Source organism: Stenotrophomonas maltophilia (assembly GCF_002799155.1).
Taxonomy (GTDB): domain Bacteria; phylum Pseudomonadota; class Gammaproteobacteria; order Xanthomonadales; family Xanthomonadaceae; genus Stenotrophomonas; species Stenotrophomonas maltophilia_R.
Genome location: NZ_NERD01000002.1, coordinates 781212 through 797037 on the forward strand (window position 1 = coordinate 781212; position 15826 = coordinate 797037).

Annotated in this window: 17 protein-coding genes and 1 pseudogene; 15 read left to right on the forward strand and 3 right to left on the reverse strand. The window is 68.0% G+C overall.

Annotated features, from left to right (window positions below):
- Window positions 1–113 precede the first annotated feature (113 nt).
- The 3 genes from B9Y82_RS04200 (at window position 114) to B9Y82_RS04210 (ending at window position 4885) form a co-directional block, all read left to right on the forward strand.
- Entirely contained in the window at window positions 114–1973 is a 1860-nt protein-coding gene (locus tag B9Y82_RS04200; protein ID WP_100471660.1) for an ATP-binding protein, read from the forward strand.
- 48 nt (window positions 1974–2021) lie between these two features.
- Window positions 2022–4328, forward strand: a complete 2307-nt coding sequence (locus B9Y82_RS04205; RefSeq protein ID WP_100471661.1) for a tetratricopeptide repeat protein — start codon at window positions 2022–2024, stop codon at window positions 4326–4328.
- A gap of 92 nt (window positions 4329–4420) precedes the next feature.
- Window positions 4421–4885, forward strand: a complete 465-nt coding sequence (locus B9Y82_RS04210) for a hypothetical protein (protein ID WP_100471662.1) — start codon at window positions 4421–4423, stop codon at window positions 4883–4885.
- A gap of 90 nt (window positions 4886–4975) precedes the next feature.
- Here B9Y82_RS04210 and B9Y82_RS04215 read toward each other — a convergent pair whose 3' ends face one another.
- On the reverse strand, window positions 4976–5770 hold the full coding sequence (locus B9Y82_RS04215; protein WP_075675019.1) for a cytochrome C assembly family protein: 795 nt from the start codon (window positions 5768–5770) through the stop codon (window positions 4976–4978).
- Between the two features lie 122 nt (window positions 5771–5892).
- On the opposite strand from B9Y82_RS04215, the gene ffh reads away from it, so the two are divergent.
- The 10 genes and pseudogenes from ffh to B9Y82_RS04265 all read left to right on the forward strand — a co-directional run bounded on the left by ffh (window position 5893) and on the right by B9Y82_RS04265 (window position 12908).
- Window positions 5893–7269 carry a signal recognition particle protein gene (gene ffh, locus B9Y82_RS04220; RefSeq protein ID WP_005408591.1) on the forward strand — a complete coding sequence of 459 codons (1377 nt, stop codon included), beginning with the start codon at window positions 5893–5895 and terminating at the stop codon, window positions 7267–7269.
- A 91-nt stretch (window positions 7270–7360) separates the two neighbouring features.
- Complete coding sequence (locus tag B9Y82_RS04225; protein WP_100471663.1) at window positions 7361–8437, forward strand: NAD(P)H-dependent flavin oxidoreductase; 1077 nt, start codon at window positions 7361–7363, stop codon at window positions 8435–8437.
- A complete protein-coding gene (locus B9Y82_RS04230) occupies window positions 8434–9246 on the forward strand; it encodes an aminotransferase class IV family protein (protein ID WP_100471664.1) in 813 nt (270 codons plus the stop codon). The genes B9Y82_RS04225 and B9Y82_RS04230 overlap by 4 nt, the downstream gene beginning before the upstream one ends.
- Window positions 9247–9345: 99 nt before the next feature.
- Complete coding sequence (rpsP, locus tag B9Y82_RS04235; RefSeq protein ID WP_005415733.1) at window positions 9346–9606, forward strand: 30S ribosomal protein S16; 261 nt, start codon at window positions 9346–9348, stop codon at window positions 9604–9606.
- A gap of 44 nt (window positions 9607–9650) precedes the next feature.
- Window positions 9651–10163: a ribosome maturation factor RimM gene (gene rimM, locus B9Y82_RS04240; RefSeq protein ID WP_005408595.1), complete on the forward strand. Its 513-nt coding sequence runs from the start codon at window positions 9651–9653 to the stop codon at window positions 10161–10163.
- Window positions 10164–10171: 8 nt separating this feature from the next.
- Window positions 10172–10930 (forward strand): tRNA (guanosine(37)-N1)-methyltransferase TrmD, encoded by a 759-nt coding sequence (trmD, locus tag B9Y82_RS04245; protein WP_100471665.1) that lies wholly within the window; start codon window positions 10172–10174, stop codon window positions 10928–10930.
- 154 nt (window positions 10931–11084) lie between these two features.
- Window positions 11085–11486 (forward strand): 50S ribosomal protein L19, encoded by a 402-nt coding sequence (gene rplS / locus B9Y82_RS04250; RefSeq protein WP_005408597.1) that lies wholly within the window; start codon window positions 11085–11087, stop codon window positions 11484–11486.
- Window positions 11487–11568: 82 nt separating this feature from the next.
- A pseudogene (locus B9Y82_RS04255) lies at window positions 11569–11947 on the forward strand (DUF6404 family protein).
- Window positions 11948–12026: 79 nt separating this feature from the next.
- A complete protein-coding gene (locus tag B9Y82_RS04260; protein WP_100471666.1) occupies window positions 12027–12461 on the forward strand; it encodes a DUF1801 domain-containing protein in 435 nt (144 codons plus the stop codon).
- 39 nt (window positions 12462–12500) lie between these two features.
- A complete protein-coding gene (locus B9Y82_RS04265; RefSeq protein WP_100475166.1) occupies window positions 12501–12908 on the forward strand; it encodes a DUF1801 domain-containing protein in 408 nt (135 codons plus the stop codon).
- A 68-nt stretch (window positions 12909–12976) separates the two neighbouring features.
- Here B9Y82_RS04265 and B9Y82_RS04270 read toward each other — a convergent pair whose 3' ends face one another.
- The gene (locus B9Y82_RS04270) at window positions 12977–14449 is read right to left on the reverse strand and encodes an MATE family efflux transporter (RefSeq protein WP_100471667.1); all 1473 of its coding nucleotides are present in this window, start codon (window positions 14447–14449) and stop codon (window positions 12977–12979) included.
- Window positions 14450–14511: 62 nt separating this feature from the next.
- Here B9Y82_RS04270 and B9Y82_RS04275 point away from each other — a divergent pair, with 62 nt between their 5' ends.
- Both B9Y82_RS04275 and B9Y82_RS04280 read left to right on the forward strand, forming a co-directional pair.
- On the forward strand, window positions 14512–14751 hold the full coding sequence (locus B9Y82_RS04275; protein ID WP_100471668.1) for a hypothetical protein: 240 nt from the start codon (window positions 14512–14514) through the stop codon (window positions 14749–14751).
- Between the two features lie 9 nt (window positions 14752–14760).
- On the forward strand, window positions 14761–15168 hold the full coding sequence (locus tag B9Y82_RS04280; RefSeq protein WP_100471669.1) for an RNA-binding S4 domain-containing protein: 408 nt from the start codon (window positions 14761–14763) through the stop codon (window positions 15166–15168).
- Between the two features lie 33 nt (window positions 15169–15201).
- On the opposite strand, the gene B9Y82_RS04285 is transcribed toward B9Y82_RS04280, so the two are convergent.
- Window positions 15202–15804, reverse strand: a complete 603-nt coding sequence (locus tag B9Y82_RS04285; protein WP_005408604.1) for a DUF937 domain-containing protein — start codon at window positions 15802–15804, stop codon at window positions 15202–15204.
- Window positions 15805–15826: the final 22 nt, after the last annotated feature.

Sequence of the window (15826 nt, forward strand, 5' to 3'; positions counted from 1 at the left end):
CCTTGCTGTAGGCGCACAGACGTCAAACACGGCAAGGGTCAGCTTGTGCTAGTTTTTCCCGCTCGACGAAGACGCCCCCTGGCGTCTTTCCGTGCCCAGGAGTAAACGATTACATGCAGGACACCGCGTTCACCACGCCCGACGCCGAGATCCGGCGTGCCGGGGTCGATCTCAATGGACTGATGACGGTGCTGGGCAAGCACCTGTATTCCACCCCGGTGGTGGCGCTGCGTGAGCTGGTGCAGAACGCGCACGACTCGATCATCCGCCGCCGCATCGAACAGCCTGGCATCGAGGTGCCTTCGCGCATTTCGGTGCAGGTCGATGCCGGTGCCGGCGTGCTGCGCATCACGGATACCGGTGCTGGCCTGACCCGCCAGGAGATCCACGATTACCTGGCCACCGTCGGCGTTGGTTATACCCGTGGCCTGCGCCAGGGCGGCGAGGATGATGAGGGCCTGATCGGCATGTTCGGCCTCGGCTTCCTGTCGGCCTTCGTGCTGGCGCGCCGGGTCAGCGTGCGTACCACCTCGTACCAGGCGCCGGATCTGGGCCATCTGTACGTGTCCAGCAACGCCGAGCAGTACACCGTCAGCGAAGTGCCGGCACGCGCGGTGGGGACCGAGGTGGAGCTGGAGCTGCATCCGGACTTCCTGCCGCTGGCCAACGAGGCGCGCCTGCACGAGGTGCTGGGCCGCTACTGCGCGTTGCTGTCCGAGCCGATCTTCATCGGCGCTGCGGGCGAGGCGCTCAACCCCGAGCCGCCGCCGTGGCGCGGCCAGGGGGATGTCGCCGTGCATCCGGTGCAGGCGCGTCGCCAGGCGCTGCAGTTCGCCGCGCGCTTCGAGCACGACTTCGAGCCGATCGTCACCGTGCCGCTGCGCGCCGATGGCAGCAGCGATGCCACCGGCCTGCTGTGGGTGCAGGACGGCGCCACCTATGGCACCAGCGACAACCGCAACCTGTCGGTGTTCGTGCGCGGCATGCTGCTGGACGACGACGCTCGTGATCTGCTGCCGCCGTGGGCCGGCTTCATCGGCGGGGTGATCGAATCCTCGCGGCTGACCCCCACCGCCAGCCGCGAAGACCTGCAGCGCGATGACCAGTACCGCGCCGTGCAGCATGCCTTGCTGGAGGCGCTGATCGAAGGCCTGGCCGACGTTGCGAAGCAGCAACCGGAAGCGTGGCGGCGCGTGTTGAGCCGCCACAACGAGGCGCTGCTGGGCGCGGCGCTGTGCGATGACCGCCTGTTCGACCTGCTGCTGGAGCACGTGCGCGTGCCGACCTCGCAGGGCGACCTGCCGGCCAGCGCATTGCCGGCGCGTGGCGCGGTGCACGTCATCCTCGACAATGGCGGTGGTTTCGAAGAGATGCTGTTCCGCGCGATGGGCGTACCGGTCGCGCATGGTCATCGCTATGCGGTGGTGCCGTTCCTGCGGCGTTGGGCCCAGGCCAAGGGCCTGCGCCTGGTCGAACTCGGCACCGAGCAGGGCAACCGCGCGCTGTTCCGTACGGATGACAGCCTTGATGAGACGCAGCTGGCGTGGCTGCGCGAGCAGCTGGGTGACGGCGAGCAGCTGCTGCCGGCGCGCTTCAGCCCGGAGGCGCTGCCCGTGGTGGTGGTGCCCGACCGCGAAGCCGAATTGAAGCAGCGCTTGGAGGATGACGAGAACGACAAGCGCGTATCGATGGCGGCGCTGCGCCTGGCCCGGCAGTTCACCGCGCGGATCGAATCGCGTGCACCCTCGCGGTTGTACCTCAATCTCGACAACCCGGCGGTGCAGGCGCTGCTGCGCGCCCAGCGCGAGGGCCATCCACAGGCCGAAGCCGCAGCGCGCCTGCTGCGCTCGCTGAAGATCATCGTCGCTGCACAGGGCCGTCCCCTGGCCCGGGCAGCGACCGCCACGCCAGGCCCGGATCTCAATGGCGCCTTTACCGATATCGCCGGTGCCCTGCAGCAGATGCTGCGCTGAGCACCGCACCCTCTCATCCAGCCTTCGCTAGACAGGAGCACTTACCCCATGGACATCTGGAACTGGGTCGAAAAACTGCAGGGAGACCTGCGCCAGGCCGGCCAGGCGCAGAACGCGCACCTGCTGAACCGCCTCGCCGACGAGGTCAGTGAGCTGCAGATCGATCGCGTCGATGCACTGCTGCCCGAAGCGCGTGCGCTGGGCAAGGCGCTCGACAACCCCTGGGTCGATGTCTACGTCGGCCACTGGGCGCTGCGCAACCGCGTCGGCAACCGCGTGGAAGGCGAGAGTGCACTTGGCGAAGCCGTAGCGCTGTTCGAGCGCGCACACCGCGAGGACACGCTGGAATGTCCGCAGTCGATCTGCGTGACCCAGGACCTGGCGGCCTGCTACGGCAACATCGATGGCCCGGGCTGGGTGCCCGAGCGCATCGAGGTGTGCGACGAGACCCTCGGCCGCATCGATCCCAGCTGGGCCTGCTTCCAGTGCCTGAGCTGCGAGAAAGCCGATGCGCTGCTCGACGACGGCCGTGGCCAGGAGGCGCTGGATTACCTGCAGGTGCAGTCCGATGCGATCGAGGCCTGTGGCAAGGAAGTGTTCGACAGCTTCCCGGAGATGCAGATCAAGATCCTGCTCGCGGTCGGCCGGGCCGAAGAGGCGCTGGCACTGATCGAGAAACGCGAGGCCGAAGTGGCGGCTTCGGGTGAGTACGAACCGGCCAACTGCACGGTGCCGCGCCGCCTGTCCAAGGCGTGGGCGCTGGCGCAGCTGGGTCGCGACGAAGCGGCGCTGCAGCAGCTGGTGCCGTGGAGCGAGCTGACCCCGAACTACTGGCGGCTGTGGGCGAACACCGCCGCAGCGCTGTGCCAGCGCGACCCGGCACGCAATACGTGGGACCTGGGCACGCGCTTCAACACGATCATCGAGCACTTCGCCCGGGTCGGTTCGCATCGCCTGCTGATCGAAGTCGCGGCGCTCAGCCTGGAGCTGGCGTTGCAGCGGGGGGCGCGCTGGGTAGCACAGCGCCAGCTGGAACTGGCCCGCACCCATCTTGCGCAGCTGCGGCAGGACCGTGGCGCAGCTGCCCTGGTGGCCGGCCTGGCCGCACGCATCGACGCCTTGCCGGATGTCGCACCGCTGCCGGTGCCGGCCGCCGAACTGCTGGCATGGCTGGAGGCGCAGGGGGAGCAGAACCAGGCGCGCGACCCGGAGCGTGAGGCGCAGTGGCTGCTGCAGGCACAGGCGCAGCTGCCCGATGACGAGGCCTTGGCCGAGATGGCCGCCTCTGCGCTGAGCGCCTGTGGTGCACAGACCGAAGCGCGTGCATTGCTGTGGCGCTTCGTGCGCGCACACACGCAGGATGACGGTCCGGCCGCCTATACGTTGATGCGCTGGCTGGCCGAGCAGGGCGACGACGATGGCCTGCGCCAGTTGGCCGACCTCTATCGCGGCAGCGTGCCGGTGTTCGCGCACTGGTGCGACGTGCAGCGCGCCCGTCGGGTGTCCGACTGGCCAGCGCTGGAGCGGGCCGCGCAGGCGCTGCTGGCGGCATCGCCGGGTTCGCACGGTGCACGTGGCACGTTGGCACGGATGTACATGGAAACCGGCCGCTTCAGCGAGGCCCAGGCCTGCTATGCGCAGCTGGTGGAGTTGCTGGAAGAACCCAACGCGGCACATTGGGACCATATGAGTGCAGCCAGCGCGGCACGCGACTGGGATGCGGTGCGCCGCTCGGCGGCAGCGATCGGCATGGAGCTGTCCAGCCAGGACGGTGTGGTCGAGGAGCCATGGGGCTGGGTGATCATCCGCAGCGAAGAGAACGGCGAGCCGATGGAGTACTACGCCCGTCGCAGCGGCCCGGTCACCGCGCGCATCGTCGAGAACGCGCCGGCCAACCGTGCCCAGCAGGTCGGCGACTGGGTGGTGTTCGATGCCGCGCTGGTGCACCCGGCGCCGGAGGAGGAAGAAGCGCGCGAGCATTTCATCCCGACCTATGCGCAGGTACATGTGCTGGAGCGCGGCGGCTTCGCCCGCAGCTGGCTGGTCGACGGCGCGCACCCGGGCGAAGACGCGTGGAATGCCTTCGTCGAAGCCGCCGAGGCGCAGGGCTGGAAGGTGTGGTCGCACAGCCGCCCGGACTACACGGTCACCGACCCCGGCATGGAGGAAGGCACCCTGCCGGGCCTGCTGTTCACCGTCGCCCAGCCGCAGGACCATGCGCCGCTGGCGCTGCACCGCTTCCTGCAGCAGGAGACCGCGAAGTGGCCGCATCCGCATTGCTGGCTGCGATTGGCCGAAGCCTGTGACCAGGACCGCCAGCCGCATCTGGATGTGATCGAGCGTTACGGGTTGTAAGCCGGGTATCGGGTAGTGCCGGCCGCTGGCCGGCAGCGCCGGGATATCCTGTAGTGCCGGCCAGCGGCCGGCACTACCTCAAGGAAAAATACATGCGGAAAACAGGGATGTTCGTGATCGCCGGGCTGCTGCTGGCCGCCAACGTGCAGGCGTCACCAGCCTGCCAGGAACCCGTGGCTGTGGCCCGCGCCTTCTACGAGGCAACGACGGGCGATGGCGACCTGCTGGAGCCGCCCCCGGCGCTGGTCAGCCCCGCCTTCGGCAAGGCGCTGCGCGGCGAGCGCGCCTGCCAACAGCGGGAAGAAGGCATCTGCACGATCGATTCCGATCCGTGGCTGGATGCGCAGGACGGCGACATCGAAACCCCGGTGCGTTACAGCTGGAAAGAGGCGTCGGCCACCGCCGGCCAGGTCGAGATGCGCTATTCGGTATGGAAGAAGGCCTACGTGACCCACCTGCCGATGGTGCGCCAGGGGCAGGGCTGCTGGCAGGTCGATGACATCCTCACCAACAGCGGCCGCTCGGTGCGGAAGATTCTGGCCCAGACGGTGCCCTGAACCGCCTGCGGCATCCACGCAGGGGGCGGCCCAGTTGCGGGCCAGCGGCCGGCACTACCGGGGCGGGGGCCGACCGTTGGTCGGCATGCCTTATCGCGTATGCCCGAACACCAGTTCGATCACGAACTGGCTGCCGAAGAACGCCAGCAGCAGCAACAGCATCGCCGCCAGCGTCCAGTGCACCGCCTTCATGCCGCGCCAGCCGTAGCGCCGGCGGCCGATCAGCAGCACGCCGAACACGATCCACGACAGCACGCTCAGCACGGTCTTGTGCACCAGCTTCTGCGCCAGCAGGTCGTCGACGAACAGCACGCCGGTGACCAGGGTCAGGGTCAGCAGTGCGAAGCCGACGGTGATCACCCGGAACAGCAGTGATTCCAGGTCGGCCAGCGGCGGCAGTGCACGCAGCCACGGGCGGAATTCGCGGCGGCGCAGGGCGCGTTCCTGCAGCCACAGCATGATCGCCAGCAGCGCGGCGATGCTCAGCGTGGCGTAGGCCAGCAGCGCCAGCCAGGCGTGGCTGGCCAGGCGCCAGCCCAGCACCTTGCTCGGTTCGTGGCCGTAGCCGTGGTAGGCCAGCAGCAGGACCGCGGCCAGCGGAAACACCACCACCCCCAGCGCCGACATCCGCCCGCGCGCGCCGACCAGCGAGGTCAGCCAGGCCATGCCCAGGCCAACCAGCGACAGCGCGGCGAAGAAGTGCATGTCCGGGCCGCCGTTGGTGCGCATCGCTACCATCACGTGGTAGCCACCATGCAGCAGCATCGCCGGCAGGGCGGGCCACAGCCAGGTGGGGGAGCCGGTGGTTTCATCGCGGCCAAGCGCGCGCACCAGCAGGGCACTGGCGGCCAGATAGAGCAGGACGGCGATGAGAACGATTGTCATCGTTGCAGTTTCGCATACCCCCGGGATGCTGGCGACGGCCCCGTGGCCGCAGTCCGGGCAGACAGCCGGACCCGTTATACTGTCTGCCTTATTGTCCCCCGCTTTCAGACAGGTTGCGCCGCATGTTCGAGTCCCTGACCCAGCGCCTTTCCGGCACCATCGAGCGCCTGCGTGGCCGCGGCCGCCTGACCGAGGAGAACATCCGCGAGGCGACCCGCGAAGTGCGCATCGCGCTGCTCGAAGCCGACGTTGCGCTGCCGGTGGTGCAGGCCCTGATCGAGCGCATCAAGGTGCGTGCGGTCGGCCAGGAAGTGCTGAAGTCGCTGACCCCGGGCCAGGCCCTGATCAAGGTCGTGCGCGACGAGCTGACCGCGGTGATGGGCGCCGAAGCCAGCGACCTGAACCTCAACGTACCCGCCCCGGCGATCATCCTGATGGCGGGCCTGCAGGGTGCCGGCAAGACCACCACCGTGGGCAAGCTGGCCAAGCACCTGAAGGAAAAGCGCAAGAAGAAGGTGATGGTGGTTTCGGCCGACGTCTACCGCCCGGCCGCGATCGAGCAGCTGAAGACCCTGGCCGAGCAGGTCGGTGTGCTGTTCTTCCCGTCCAGCGCCGACCAGAAGCCGGAAGCCATCGTCCGCGCCGCCATCGACGATGCGCGCAAGTCGTTCGTCGACGTGCTGCTGGTCGATACCGCCGGTCGCCTTGCCATCGACGAAGCGATGATGGCCGAGATCAAGGCCCTGCACGCTGCCGTGAACCCGGCCGAAACCCTGTTCGTGGTCGACGCCATGACCGGCCAGGACGCGGCCAACACCGCCAAGGCCTTCGGTGATGCGCTGCCGCTGACCGGCGTGGTGCTGACCAAGACCGACGGCGACGCCCGCGGCGGTGCCGCGCTGAGCGTGCGCTACATCACCGGCAAGCCGATCAAGTTCGTCGGTGTCAGCGAAAAGCCGGAAGGCCTGGACGTATTCCACCCGGACCGTATCGCCAGCCGCATCCTCGACATGGGCGACGTGCTGTCGCTGGTCGAGCAGGTCGAGCAGCAGGTCGACAAGGACAAGGCCGCCAAGCTGGCCGAGAAGGTTGCCAAGGGCAAGAAGTTCGACCTGAACGACATGCGTGACCAGCTCGAGCAGATGCAGAACATGGGCGGCATCGGCGGCCTGATGGACAAGCTGCCGGGCCTGGGCAACATCCCGGACCATCTGAAGCAGCAGGTCAGCCAGGGCAAGGAGGTGCCGCGCATGATCGCCATCATCAGCTCGATGACCAAGAAGGAACGGCGCAACCCGAACCTGCTCAATGGCTCGCGCCGTGCGCGCATCGCCAAGGGCTCGGGCGTGACCCCGGCCGACGTCAACAAGCTGATGAAGCAGTACATGCAGATGGAAAAGATGATGAGCAAGATGGCCGGCGGCGGCATGAAGGGCATGTTGCGCAGCATGAAGGGCATGATGGGCGCCATGGGCGGCCGCGGCATGCCGTTCCGTTGATGCAGCGACGGGGCCGGCGCGCATTGCGATCCGGCCTCGGTCACAATGACTGGCGTATGCTGGGCGGCGACTTCTCCAACTGGTATGTCGCGTGAACGCATCGCCGATTCTTGAGCGCGCCGACACCTTCTGTCGGCGTTTTTCATTGCAGCTTCCGATCCTGCTGGCACCGATGGCCGGTGCCTGCCCGGTGCCGCTGTCGGCCGCGCTGGCCAATGCCGGCAGCATGGGCGCAATGGGCGCGGTGCTGTCGTCGTCGGCCGATATCGGTCGCTGGATGGAGGACTTCCGCGCGGCCTCCACCGGCCCGGCGCAGGTGAACCTGTGGGTGCCGGACCCCGCACCGACCCGGGATGTCGCTGCCGAGGCCGCCAGCCGCGCCTTCCTCGCGCAGTGGGGCCCGGACGTGCCGGCCAGCGCCGCCGATGCCACGCCCGCCGACTTCGAAGAACAGTTCGCCGCGCTGCTGGCGGCGCGCCCGGCGGTGGCCTCGACCATCATGGGCGTGCTGCTGCCGCGCCACGTGCAGCAGTTGAAGGACGCCGGCATTGCCTGGATCGCCTGTGCGACCACCTTGTCCGAAGCACGCGCGGCACAGGATGCCGGCGCCGATGCAGTGGTTGCGCAGGGCGTGGAAGCCGGTGGACATCGCGGTTCCTTTGATCCGGCGATGGCCGAACGCCAGCTGGTCGGCCTGTTCGCGCTGTTGCCGCGCCTGGCCGATCACCTGCAGATTCCGGTGATCGCCGCCGGTGGCATCGCCGATGGCCGCGGCATCGCTGCCGCACTCACCCTGGGGGCCAGCGCCGTGCAGATCGGCACCGCCTTCCTGCGCACACCCGAAGCGGCAATCGCCTCGGCGTGGGCCGATGGATTGGCGGCCAGCGAGCCGGAAGACACCTGGCCGACCCGCGCCTTCAGCGGTCGCCTGGGCCGTGGCCTGGCGACACCCTATGTGCGCGCCGCCGCCGCAGAGGGTGCCCCGGCGCCGCGCCCGTACCCGGTACAGCGCGGCCTGACCGCGCCGATGCGCAAGCAGGCGGCGCAGGAAAACCGCCTTGCCGCGATGCAGGCCTGGGCCGGGCAATCAGCGTGGATGGCCCAGGCACAGCCCGCTGCCGACGTGCTGCGTGATATGTGGAAACAGGCGCAGGCGCTGCTGCGATGACGCTGACCTGCAACGGCCAGCCGGCGCAGGTGAAGGATCTGCTGCCGGCGCTGGTGAACTACGGCCACTTCACCTCGCTGCAGGTGCGGGGCGGAGCGGTGCAGGGGCTGGACCTGCATCTGGAACGGCTGTCGCAGGCCACGCGCGAACTGTTCGGCAGCGAACTGGATATGGCGCAGGTGCAGGGCTGGATGGCGCAGGCGCTGCAGCAGGCCGGCCTGGCCGATGCCTCGCTGCGGGTGACGGTGTATTCGCGCCGCTTCGATTTCCGCAATCCGCTGACGGCCGTGCCGGTGGACGTGCTGGTGGCGATATCCGCGCCGGTGGCGCTGGCCGCACCCAAGCGCGTGCGCAGCGTGACCTGGCAGCGTGAACTGCCGCAGATCAAGCACGTCGGCACGTTTGGCTTGTTTGCCGAGCGTCGCGCGGCGATGGCGGAAGGATACGACGATGTGCTGTTCGTGACTGCCGATGGCAAAGTGAGTGAAGGAAGCACCTGGAACCTGGCCGTGCACGATGGTGAACGGCTGCTCTGGCCGCAGGCGCCGGCGCTGCGCGGTACCGCCGAGGCGCTGTTGAAGCAGCATTGGCCGGGGGCACAGGCCACGCAGCCGTTGCGGCTGGCGGACCTGGCCGGTGTGAACGCCGCTTTTGCCTGCAACGCCAGCGGCCTGTGGGCACTGGAGGCCATCGACGGGCATGTCCTGCCCGGCTCGCAGGCCTTGGCTGAACAGGGAAGGGCGGTGCTGGCGGAGGTGGCTTGGGACAGATTGAGGTCAGACCCCTTTTGCGGTGTAAAAGGGATCTGACCCCGGGAGTTCATCCCTGGGCTTGGCTCGGCCGGGCTCTGCCGCTATAATCGCCCGCTTACCTCGCCATCCTGGCGACTGGGCAATAGGAAAAACACCATGGTCAAGATTCGACTGACCCGCGGCGGCGCCAAGAAGCGTCCGTTCTACCACATCATCGTCACCGACGTGCGCAGCGCGCGCGACGGCCGCAACATCGAGCGCGTTGGCTTCTACAACCCGGTCGCCCAGGGCGCCGAGAAGCGCATCGAGCTGGACCTGGCCCGCGTTGACCATTGGGTCAAGAACGGCGCCCAGCCGACCGACAAGGTCCGCAACCTGATCAAGGAAGCGACCAAGTCCCAGGCCGCTGCGGCCTGATCCTGACGGGCCACGCTTCGGCGTGGCCCTCTTGGTTGAAGCAGATGAAAGATATCGAGCGCCGCATCCTGCTGGGCAGGGTTGTCGGCGCTTTTGGTGTGCGCGGCGAGATCAAGCTCGAGTCCTGGACCGAGCCACGTTCCGCCATTTTTCGTTACCAGCCGTGGATCGTGCGCAGCCCGTCCGGCGTGGAAACCACGATTGAAGGTGTGCGTGGCCGCGACAGCGGCAAGCACCTGGTCGCCCGTTTCCCCGGCGTCGAGGACCGCGATACCGTCGAAGCGATGCGCGGCACCGAGATCTACGTGGCCCGCAGTGCACTGCCGCCGCCGAAGCCCGACGAGTACTACTGGGTGGATCTGGAAGGCCTGGACGTGAAGACCACCGAGGGCGTTGCCCTGGGCCAGGTCTCGCATCTGTTCAGCACCGGTGCCAACGACGTGGTGGTGGTCCGGGGTGACCGCGAGCGGATGATTCCGTTCGTGCAGCCGGACTTCGTCAAGTCGGTCGACTTCGAGGCGAACCTGGTCGTGGTCGACTGGGATCCCGAGTTCTGAGTGTGAGCATGCGTTTCGACGTCATCACCCTGTTCCCTGAGTTCCTCGCCCAGTCCGCTGGACTGGGCGTGGTCGGGCGCGCGCAGGAGAAGGGCCTGTTCAGCCTGCACGGCTGGAACCCCCGTGATTACGCCGAAGGCAACTACCGCCGGGTGGACGACCGCCCGTTCGGTGGTGGCCCGGGCATGGTGATGCTGATCGAGCCGCTGCAGGCCTGCCTGCAGGCGATCCGTGATGCTGATCCGACCCCGGCGCGGGTGATCCATCTCAGCCCGCAGGGGGCGCCGTTGACCCAGGCCAAGGTGCGGGAACTGGCGGCGCTGCCGCGCATGGTCCTGCTCTGTGGCCGCTACGAAGGCATCGACGAGCGTTTCCTGGAGGCCAATGTCGACGAGGAGATTTCCCTCGGCGACTACGTGCTGTCCGGTGGCGAGCTCGGCGCGGCGGTGATCATCGACGCCGTGGCCCGCCTGCAGGACGGTGCCCTGAACGACGCGCAATCGGCGGCGCAGGACAGCTTCGAGGGCGACCTCGGCCTGCTCGACTGCCCGCACTACAGCCAGCCGGCCCAGCACCCGCTGGGTGACGTGCCGGACGTGCTGCGCTCGGGCAACCACGCGGCCATCGCGGCCTGGCGTCGCCAGCAGTCCTTGCTCCGTACCGCGCAGCGGCGCCCGGACCTGCTGGATGAACAGGCGCTGGGCAAGGCCGACCGCAGGCTGCTGGAGGAGGGCCGCCAGGCCCAGAAACACAAGGCCAGCCCCTAGCGCAGGGCTGGCGTTATCGGCTATCATGGCCAATTCCCGTCGGCCCCGGCCGGCGCGCGCAGTACCCAAAACAAACGTGCAGCACAGTCCGGTGACTGCATGAGCCTACGTTGTCGATACGACACGCCCACCCGAACAAGAATCGGTGTAACCCATGAGCAAGCTGAACAAGTCCATCGTCGCGGAATTCGAATCCGCCCAGATCACCCGTGAACTGCCGAAGTTCAGCCAGGGCGACACCGTTGTCGTCAACGTGAAGGTGAAGGAAGGCAGCCGCGAGCGCGTGCAGGCCTACGAAGGCGTTGTCATCGCCACCAAGAACGCCGGCCTGAACTCCTCGTTCACCGTCCGCAAGATCTCGCACGGCTACGGCGTCGAGCGCGTTTTCCAGACCCACAGCGCCATCATCGACTCGGTCGAAGTGAAGCGTCGTGGTAAGGTCCGCGCCGGCAAGCTGTACTACCTGCGTGGCCTGGAAGGCAAGGCTGCCCGCATCAAGGAAGACCTGGCTGCCGCTGCTGCCGCCAAGGCTGCCCGTCTGGCCGAAAAGGCCTGATAAACAACTTCGGTTGTTGCCGCGACGGCCACCTTCGGGTGGCCGTTTGCGTTTCCGGCACCGCATCGGCCACGATCAGGCGATGAATGACATCAACCCGCGCTATCCGGCCGTGATCCAGTCGGCGCTGCGCTTCCTCGACGGCAAGGGGCTGGCACGCGTGCAGTCGGCACCGCTGCTGCATCGCCTGCTGTGGCGTGCGGGCATCGCGCTGCCGCCGCCGATCCTGGCCGGCTTCGGCACCAATGCGCTGGTGCAGGGCCTGCTGTTCGGACTGTTCTGGACCGCGCTGATGTGGCTGATGTTGTGGCAGGGCAGCGAGCGCCCGCTGGCCTTGCTGCTGGTGGCCGGGCTGTTGGCCGGCCCTGTTCGGTGTGGTGATGGCGGCGCTGATGCGCTCGCTGCGCCGCCACCGCAAGCTGCCGGACTGGCAGCAGTTCCGGGCGCGGCAAGCGGACTGAGCCGATGGCGCACTGCGCCGTGACCGACAGGCACGCACCGCGCTAGGCTGCGGCTTCATCCCGATGGACGTACCGTGCGATGCCTGCCAAGCGAACCGCACCTTCCACCGCGCCCACGCTGCTGTCCGGCGGCAACCCGCAGATCGCCAAGGGCGAGGGCGACGCTCCGGTGCAGGCGTACATCGCCGCCATGCCGGACTGGAAACGTCCGATCGGCGCACAATTGGATGCGCTGGTCGAACAGGCCGTACCTGGCGTGCACAAGGCGGTGAAGTGGAACTCGCCGATGTATGCGGTTGCGCCGGGCGCGGGCTGGTTCCTCAGCTTCCATTGCTTCACCCGCTACATCAAGGTGGCGTTCTTCCGCGGTGCTGCGCTGAAGCCGGTGCCGCCCGAGCCGTCCAGAAGTGCCGATACGCGCTACCTGCACATTCCGCAGGATGGCGCGCTGGATGAAGCACAGTTCCTCGACTGGGTGCGCCAGGCTGCCGCCTTGCCCGGCGAGCAGATGTAAGCCCGACCTTCCGACTTCTTTCCCGACGAGAGCCCCATGATGGCCACGCATGCACCGAACCCTGCCGATGCCGGGACACCGGCGGCTCAACTGATTGATGCGCGCATTGCCGAGCTGGGTGACTGGCGTGGCGAAACGCTGGCACGCGTGCGTGCGTTGATCCATGAAGCACTGCCCGACGTGCAGGAAACCTGGAAGTGGCGCGGCACGCCGGTGTGGGAGCAAGACGGCATCCTGTGCACTGGCGAAACCTACAAGCAGGCGGTGAAGTTGACCTTTGCCCACGGTGCAGCGTTGGCGGACCCGAAGGGCCTGTTCAACGCCAGCCTGGAGGGCAACACGCGGCGCGCGATCGACATCCATGAAGGCGCGATGCCCAATGCGGCGGCGTTGAAGGCGCTGCTGCGCGAGGCGGCGACGTTCAACGCGGCGAAAAAGAAGCGCTGACCGTCTTCTGTAGCGGCGAGCCCATGCTCGGCTGACAGGCCTGTGCGGACCAACCGTCCGCACCCACCTCAACGTGGCGGGGCTGGCTCCAGCGCTGCATCCGGGTCGGCCACCGGCGAAGGTGGGCAGGCAGGAATCTCCGAGGGCGTGGCCAGTTCCTCGGCGTGCGAGGGCTTGCCGATCATCTTCGCCTTGCGCCAGCCGCCCCAGCGGTAATAGGCCAGCGACAGCAGCATCGACACCAGCGAGCTGACCGGGAAGCTCCACCAGATCGCATCGGCGCCCCAGTACGGCTGCAGCAGTTCGGCGAACGGCACGCGTACGCCCCACAGCGAACCGGCCAGGATCAGCAGCGGCGGAATCACTGCGCCGGTGGAGCGCACCACGCCGGAGATGACGAAGCTGACGCCGAAGAACAGGAACGAGCCGATCACCACGTGGTTGAGGTGGCGGGCGATGTCCAGCGCCTGGCTGGCCGGTGGCAGGAACAGCGCCAGCAGCTGGCGATCGAACACCACCAGCGGCAGGATCAGCGCGCCGGTGAGCAGGAAGTTGAACAGCACGCCCTGGCGCGCGGTGCCGCGCACGCGGTCCCAGCGTTGCGCACCGACGTTCTGCGCGGCCATCGACGAGCACGCCGCACCGATCGCCATCGCCGGCATCTGCAGGTAGTTCCACAGTTGCAGCGCGGCGCCATAACCTGCACCGGTATCGGTGCCGTACTGGTTGACCATGGTCATCAACAGGATCACCGACAGCGAGATCAGCACCATCTGCAGGCCCATCGGCACGCCCTTGACCACCAGCGACTTGAGGATGGTCATGTCGAGCTTGAACAGGCGCATGTCGGCGCGGCCCAGCCACAGCGTGTGGCGCTTGTGCCGCATGTACAGCAGCAGGCCGGCCAGCGATAGCGTCTGCGCGACCAGCGTGGCCCAGGCCGAGCCGGCGATGCCCAGCGCAGGGAGCGGCCCCATGCCAAAGATCAGCACCGGATTCAGCACGATGTCCAGTGCCACCGACACCATCAGGAAACGGAACGGCGTGCGCGAGTCACCGGCACCGCGCAGTGCGGCGGTGAGGAAGGCGAACGCGTACAGCGTCGGCATCGCCAGGAAGATGATCTGCAGGTAGGCCTCGGCCAGCGGCAGCGAGGCGGCCGGCGTGCCCATCGCCGCCAGCAGCGGATGGGCCATGAACCAGCCGGCGATGGCGATGATCACCGACAGGCCGATGAAGAAGGTGGCGCTGGTGCCGACCACGCGCCGCGCCTGTGCGATATCGCGCGCGCCGATCGCCTGGCCGATCAGGATGGTCGAGGCCATGCCGAAGCCGAACACCGAGCCGATCAGGAAGAACATGATGTTGTTGGCGTTCGCGGTGGCGGTCAGCGCCGCCTCGCCGAGGAAGCGCCCGACCCAGACCGCATTCACCGAACCGTTCAGCGACTGCGCGATGTTGCCTGCCAGGATCGGCAGGGAAAACAGCAGAAGATTGCGGCCGATCGGGCCGGAGGTCAGGTCAAGCGGCGCTTTGGCCATGGAGTGGTGATCGAATCCCGGGAGGCGCACACTAGCACCAAGCCGGTTTGCAGGATGTGGCAATGCATCAACGACCGCAGGTGAAATGGAGCATGGCGTTGGCCTTGATCGGCGCCGTACTGGCCGCATGTTCGACAGGTGACCGGCTGGGCGATACCCAGGTGCGGCCAACCGACCGCCCCGAGTGCCTGGTCGGCAGCCAGCGCCAGGATCTTTCCGCCGGCGTTCCCACCCTGATCGGGGGCAGCGGCTGCCGCACCGACCCCGACAACCCGCGGCCCCTGAACAAGCGAACGGAGTAGTTCCTGCCGATGACCGAGCTTTCCCCGCTGTCGCCCAGTGTCCGCCTGGACATCTGGCTGTGGGCGGCCCGTTTCTTCAAGACCCGCAGCCTGGCCAAGCAGGCCATCGAGACCGGCAAGGTCAGCGTCGCCGGGCAGCGCCCGAAATCCTCGCGCGCGGTGCGTGTCGGCGAGCAGTTGCAGGTCCACCGTGGCGAGGAACATTTCGAGATCCAGGTGCTGGGGCTGAGCGACCAGCGCGGGCCGGCGCCGACGGCGCAGCAGCTGTATGCCGAGAGTGAGGCCTCCAGGGCCCGTCGCGCCGAGCAGCGTGCGCTGCGCATCGCTGCACGCGATGGTTTCCAGCCGCCGGAGCACAAGCCTGACAAACGCGCGCGACGGTTGATCCGCGCGCTGGGCGATATCGACGCGTTGTAGCGGGCGCCGGCGTGCTCCCGGCGCCCGCCGGCCTCAGCGCTTGCCGCCCAGCAGGCTGCCGCCGATCTTCAGCAGGTCGCCCACGCCGAGCTGGCCGTCACCGTCTTGGTCCAGCAGGCTGCCGAGCAGGCCACCGGCAAGACCGCCCTGTTGCTGTACCTGCTGCTTTTCCTGGCCGAGCGCCTGGCTGAGCGAGCCGGCATCGGCCTGGCCGCCGCCGAGGCGCTGGGCGAGGAAGGCCATGACGATTGGTGCGAGGATCTGCAGCAGCTGGCTGGTACGGCCGCTGTCGAGCTGGGTGGCCTGGGCCAGGCCGGTTTCCACCTTCTGCTGGTTGCCGCCGAAGATGTGGCCGAGGATGCCGGCGCCGTCGCTGGCGGCACCACCGCCACCGCCGCCCAGCACCGAGCCGAGCACGCTGCCCAGGTCCAGGCCGCTGTGGTTGTTCTGCAAGGCGCCGAGCAGGGCCTGCGCGCCCTGCGGCTGCGAGGCGTTGTTGCCCAGCGCGCCCATCAGCACCGGCAGCGCGGCACTGATCGCGCCGGACGCCTGGGTATCGCTGATGCCGAGCTGCTGCGATACCTGCTGCAGCGGAGCGCCCTGCAATTTGGCGAGAAGTTCGTCGGTCAGGCTCATCTGCGGAATCCTTGATTGGGGT